Origin of the sequence: Vibrio sp. V42_P2S4T144 (assembly GCF_009904715.1) — a bacterium.
Lineage (GTDB): Bacteria > Pseudomonadota > Gammaproteobacteria > Enterobacterales > Vibrionaceae > Vibrio > Vibrio alginolyticus.
The window spans coordinates 1-4,188 of the sequence record NZ_WXWS01000544.1 but is presented as its reverse complement, the minus strand read 5'-3'; the positions used below and the strand labels follow the sequence as shown (position 1 = coordinate 4,188).

3 protein-coding genes are annotated in these 4,188 nt (G+C 45.0%); all 3 read left to right on the top strand.

What is annotated here, in order from left to right; translation table 11 throughout:
* Positions 1-150: 150 nt before the first annotated feature.
* Positions 151-2,181 carry an excinuclease ABC subunit UvrB gene (gene uvrB, locus CAG68_RS18065; RefSeq protein ID WP_017636056.1) on the top strand — a complete coding sequence of 677 codons (2,031 nt, stop codon included), beginning with the start codon at positions 151-153 and terminating at the stop codon, positions 2,179-2,181.
* Between the two features lie 291 nt (positions 2,182-2,472).
* Complete coding sequence (gene luxO / locus CAG68_RS18060; protein ID WP_005380768.1) at positions 2,473-3,879, top strand: quorum-sensing sigma-54 dependent transcriptional regulator LuxO; 1,407 nt, start codon at positions 2,473-2,475, stop codon at positions 3,877-3,879.
* Positions 3,876-4,188 (top strand): quorum-sensing phosphorelay protein LuxU (gene luxU / locus CAG68_RS18055; protein ID WP_161441461.1); only part of this gene is annotated, 313 nt, incomplete at its 3' end. The genes luxO and luxU, both read left to right, overlap by 4 nt.

Here is a 4,188-nt window from a genome sequence, read left to right as displayed (position 1 = left end):
ACTATATCAGAGTCACTTTTGTATGGCTATAGCATTCTAGACAAACAAGAAAATTTATTAACAATGATGGTTAAATTCTCGATAGACGTAGATTTCATTAGCTAAGGTGTATATATATACAGCCTTAGCGCAGTAAAATTGAGGAAGGGTATGAGTAAAGTCTATGAATTGGTCTCCGATTATCAGCCGTCGGGCGATCAACCAGGAGCGATCAATCAGTTGCTTGAGGGGCTCGATGCTGGGCTAGCACATCAAACATTGTTGGGGGTCACAGGCTCAGGTAAAACCTTCACACTAGCGAATGTGATTGCTCAAGCCCAACGACCTGCAATATTACTTGCGCCAAACAAAACGCTTGCTGCTCAGTTATATGGTGAGATGAAGTCATTCTTTCCTAATAATGCGGTTGAGTATTTTGTTTCTTACTATGATTACTACCAACCTGAAGCATACGTTCCCACAACAGATACTTTCATTGAAAAGGACGCTTCGGTTAACGCCCACATTGAGCAAATGCGACTGTCTGCCACTAAAGCTTTATTGGAACGGAAAGACGCTATTATCGTTGCTTCGGTTTCAGCTATCTATGGTTTGGGTGATCCGGAATCCTACTTACAAATGATGCTTCATTTGCGACGTGGAGATGTGATTGATCAGCGTGATATGCTTCGTCGCCTAGCGGAGCTCCAATACTCGCGCAATGACGTTGCATTTGAGCGTGGCCAATTCCGTGTTCGAGGTGAAGTGATTGACATCTTCCCAGCCGAATCAGACCAAGACGCTGTGCGCGTTGAGATGTTTGACGATGAGGTGGATTGCATCAGTGTGTTCGACCCATTGACAGGCGTGGTCAAACAACGAGACTTGCCGCGCTATACCATCTATCCCAAGACGCACTATGTCACGCCAAGAGATCGCATTCTTGAAGCGATTGAAAATATTAAAGTCGAACTAGAAGTGCGCAAAAAGCAGCTTCTAGATAACAACAAGCTACTGGAAGAGCAGCGAATTAGCCAGCGCACTCAATTCGATATCGAAATGATGAATGAGTTGGGCTTTTGCTCCGGTATCGAAAACTATTCTCGTTATCTCAGTGGACGCTCGGAAGGTGAGCCGCCACCAACCCTGTTTGACTACTTACCTCATGATGGCTTGTTGATCATCGATGAATCTCACGTGACAGTACCGCAGATAGGTGCCATGTATAAAGGTGACCGTTCGCGTAAAGAAACGCTGGTGGAGTTTGGTTTCCGGTTACCTTCAGCTTTGGATAATCGTCCACTGAAGTTTGAGGAGTTTGAAGCACTAGCGCCACAAACGATTTTCGTCTCTGCTACGCCCGGAAATTACGAACTAGAAAAATCGGCGGGTGATGTGGCGGATCAAGTCGTTCGTCCAACAGGCTTGCTTGACCCTGAGTTGGAAGTTCGCCCAGTAGCGACCCAAGTCGACGACCTATTGTCTGAGATCCGTATTCGCGCTGCTAAAGATGAACGAGTTCTGGTTACAACACTGACCAAACGAATGGCTGAAGATCTCACCGAATACCTTCACGAACATGATGTTAAGGTACGTTATTTACACTCAGACATTGATACTGTTGAGCGTGTGGAAATTATCCGTGACCTTCGTCTTGGGGAATTTGACGTGCTGGTGGGAATAAACTTATTGAGAGAGGGCCTGGATATGCCAGAGGTCTCGTTAGTTGCAATTTTGGATGCGGATAAAGAGGGCTTCTTGCGGTCTGAACGCTCACTCATTCAGACCATTGGTCGTGCTGCACGAAACATCGAAGGTAAGGCGATTTTATACGCTGACCGAATCACCAACTCAATGAAAAAGGCGATGGATGAAACTAACCGTCGTCGCGAGAAGCAGGAAGCGTACAACGAAGAAATGGGTATTTCGCCACAAGCGCTCAAACGAAATATCAAAGACATCATGGAACTTGGCGATATCACTAAGTCTAAACGCCAGCGTAACACTAAACAGGTACCATTATCGAAAGTGGCGGAGCCTTCGCAAACTTACGAGGCACTGTCCCCTCAGCAGCTAGAAAAAGAAATCAGTCGACTGGAGGCAGCGATGTATCAGCATGCGCAAGATTTAGAATTTGAGTTAGCGGCACAAAAGCGTGACGAGATTGAAAAACTACGAGCGCAGTTCATCGCAAATAGTTGAACAAACTTACCGATTTAACTATCCAAGCATTTTAGGTCGCTTGTAAAAAAAAGAAGCCAATAGGCAGTCGGGTCTATTGGCTTGTTTTGTGAACATATCGTTCACTAACAACGTCAGTTGGCTAGGTGACCCGAGGGGTCACTATCGTTACAGCATGGTTTGTGCCACTTTTTAAATAATTGATATTATTTTTGAATTTTTTCCTTTGCCCATAATTTAGCTAATGTTATTTGCAAAATGCAAAGCGTAATGCGATTATTGTTTAAAACACAACAAAATAATAGCTAGGTTATGCAACAAAAACCCGAAGGCCCAAAGTCTCGTTACCTTTTAATGGTCGAGGACACCGCATCTGTTGCGGCTCTGTACCGCTCATACCTGACACCGCTTGGCATAGATATCAATATTGTCGGCACAGGTAGGGATGCCATTGAGAGCCTAAATCATCGAATTCCAGATCTTATTTTACTCGATCTCCGTCTGCCAGATATGACGGGGATGGACGTTTTACATGCCGTTAAAAAGAGTCATCCCGACGTACCTATAATCTTTATGACAGCGCATGGTTCTATCGATACCGCTGTCGAGGCCATGCGTCATGGCTCACAAGACTTTTTAATCAAACCGTGTGAAGCAGACCGTTTACGTGTCACGGTTAACAATGCCATTCGTAAAGCGACCAAGCTAAAAAATGAAGCCGATAATCCAGGCAATCAGAGCTATCAGGGGTTTATCGGCAGTAGCCAAACCATGCAGCAGGTTTACCGTACGATAGATTCAGCGGCGAGCAGTAAAGCGAGTATTTTTATCACAGGTGAAAGTGGTACTGGTAAAGAGGTATGTGCCGAGGCTATTCACGCAGCAAGTAAACGTGGTGACAAACCTTTTATTGCAATTAACTGTGCTGCAATTCCAAAAGATTTGATTGAGAGTGAACTGTTTGGTCACGTAAAAGGGGCCTTTACTGGCGCTGCGAATGATCGTCAAGGTGCTGCTGAGTTAGCGGATGGCGGCACACTTTTTCTAGATGAGCTTTGTGAGATGGACTTGGATTTACAAACCAAGTTGCTACGATTTATTCAAACGGGCACATTCCAAAAAGTGGGTTCCTCAAAAATGAAGAGCGTGGATGTGCGCTTTGTTTGTGCCACTAACCGTGATCCCTGGAAAGAGGTACAAGAAGGTCGATTCCGTGAAGATTTGTACTATCGTTTGTATGTCATTCCTTTGCATTTACCGCCTTTACGCGAACGAGGCGAAGATGTTATTGAAATTGCATACTCACTGTTAGGTTACATGTCACACGAAGAAGGAAAAAGCTTCATACGTTTTGCGCCTGATGTCATCGAGCGATTCAACAGCTATGAGTGGCCGGGTAACGTTCGTCAGTTACAAAACGTGCTACGCAATATCGTTGTTCTAAACAACGGTAAAGAGATTACGTTGGACATGTTACCGCCACCGTTGAATCAACCGCTTGACCGTCCGTCGTCTGTGGCTAAATTAATTGAGCCGAAAGCGATGACCGCATCTGAGATTATGCCATTATGGATGACGGAAAAAATGGCAATCGAGCAAGCGATTGAAGCATGTGATGGCAATATTCCTCGAGCGGCGGGATACCTTGATGTCAGTCCGTCGACGATTTACCGCAAGTTACAGGCATGGAACGGCAAAGAAGAGCGGCAAAAAGTATGAGTGTAAATGTATTAAATCAGCAAAAAATAGATGAACTGTCGATGGAAATTGGCAGTGACAACGTACCTGTACTGTTCGATATCTTCCTAGGAGAAATGGATACCTATATCGAGAACTTATCCAAACTGCAAGGGGCAGAGCGATTAGCTTACTCAAAAGAAATCAGCCACGCGTTGAAAAGTAGTGCTGCGAGCTTTGGGGCAGATCGCCTTTGTGAACTGGCGATGTCCATAGACAAAAAAGCGAAAGCCGGTGAGTTGACTGTGGAGTCTGAGGAGTTAGAGGCTATGTTCGATCTTTTGCACGAAA

Excerpts from the sequence above, each read along its gene's own strand:
- luxO (WP_005380768.1), top strand. The coding sequence starts at position 2,473 with ATGCAACAAAAACCCGAAGGCCCAAAGTCTCGTTACCTTTTAATGGTC.
- uvrB (WP_017636056.1), top strand. The coding sequence starts at position 151 with ATGAGTAAAGTCTATGAATTGGTCTCCGATTATCAGCCGTCGGGCGAT.